This is a genomic window from Desulfobulbus elongatus DSM 2908, assembly GCF_000621145.1.
In the GTDB taxonomy this organism is placed as follows: domain Bacteria; phylum Desulfobacterota; class Desulfobulbia; order Desulfobulbales; family Desulfobulbaceae; genus Desulfobulbus; species Desulfobulbus elongatus.
The window spans coordinates 1-1,109 of sequence record NZ_JHZB01000098.1 but is presented as its reverse complement, the minus strand read 5'-3'; the positions used below and the strand labels follow the sequence as shown (position 1 = coordinate 1,109).

Annotated in this window: 1 protein-coding gene and 1 pseudogene; one reads left to right on the top strand and one right to left on the bottom strand. The window is 36.1% G+C overall.

Translation table 11 applies throughout. The features are described from left to right. A pseudogene (locus Q362_RS23960) lies at window positions 1-881 on the bottom strand (hypothetical protein); the annotation flags it as partial. A gap of 6 nt (window positions 882-887) precedes the next feature. Here Q362_RS23960 and Q362_RS24410 point away from each other — a divergent pair. Next, the coding region (locus Q362_RS24410) for a hypothetical protein (RefSeq protein WP_211248546.1) at window positions 888-1,109 on the top strand (222 nt) is incomplete at its 3' end.

Below are 1,109 nucleotides of genomic sequence, written 5' to 3'. Positions count from 1 at the left end.
CGGAATACCCGGCCGGCTTGAAACGGAATCGGTGGCCGGATTCCTCCGGAATACGCACCGAGATCAATTAAGTATCTGATCAACCGATGTCTCGGCAATCGCTCACCAGGCGCTTTAGAAATCATTTTTCGAAGTAATTTATTCCTAATGATTTTATCGTTAAAAATTGTAATTCCAGAGCCGAAATCGCATAATTGTCTCAACGTCATTATTTCTATATCATATGTTGGGATAATACTATCAATTACGTTGTCTAATACATGATAATATTCATTCATGTCGCTCATCTTATATCTGGTGACAATTTCAGAAATTACAGCGTGACGACCTTTCCAAACATAAATTCCAGATTTACTATCATGAACTCTTTCGTTAATTATATCTGATAAATTGGTTAGTATTGATTTAATCTGTTCAGCTGGTATGCCAAGAAGTCTTATGATTAATTGTCGATGAACATTGATTCCAACATTTTCCATTGCCGATACCATTTTGTAGATATCCTGGTAAATAGGCTCTAGTTCAGCATATTCACGTAAGACAATGTCATCAAATTTGTCAGATGCAAAAATATTCTTTAAGCATACAAACGTGTCTGAGTCGCATTTAGTTGTCAACCTTCTCTTTCGTTCTGTTCTAGAGAAACCTGAAAAACTGTCTTCAACTAAAGGCTGTAAATCAGGACAGGTGTCAATTAGATTTAGTAAATTCTCGATTTCGGTTTCATCAAGTTTTTGCAACTGAACTTGATTGCCATATTTAAAAAGGTTCGGCGTTTTTATTCTAGGATACCAGTGATTTCTTGATGATGTGGCGATAATTTTTAAATTGAATACGTTGTCTGAAACAATCAAATCAACTAATTTATTGATTTCATGCAAATGATAATGCGCATCATCAATAAACAATATTCCCTGTTTATCATTTGTTTTCAAATCGTTGGCTATTTTCCTCCACTCGCAAGGAAGCAACGTATAACCAGTTTTATGTTCCCAGCAGTAATGCCCTTTGTTTTTAAAGAAAAGAGGCTCTTCGTCGTTTCAAGTGGATTTGACCAGATTTTGTATCGGGGCGGCCAGCAGATAAATCATGCAGATGAACGTGTCATC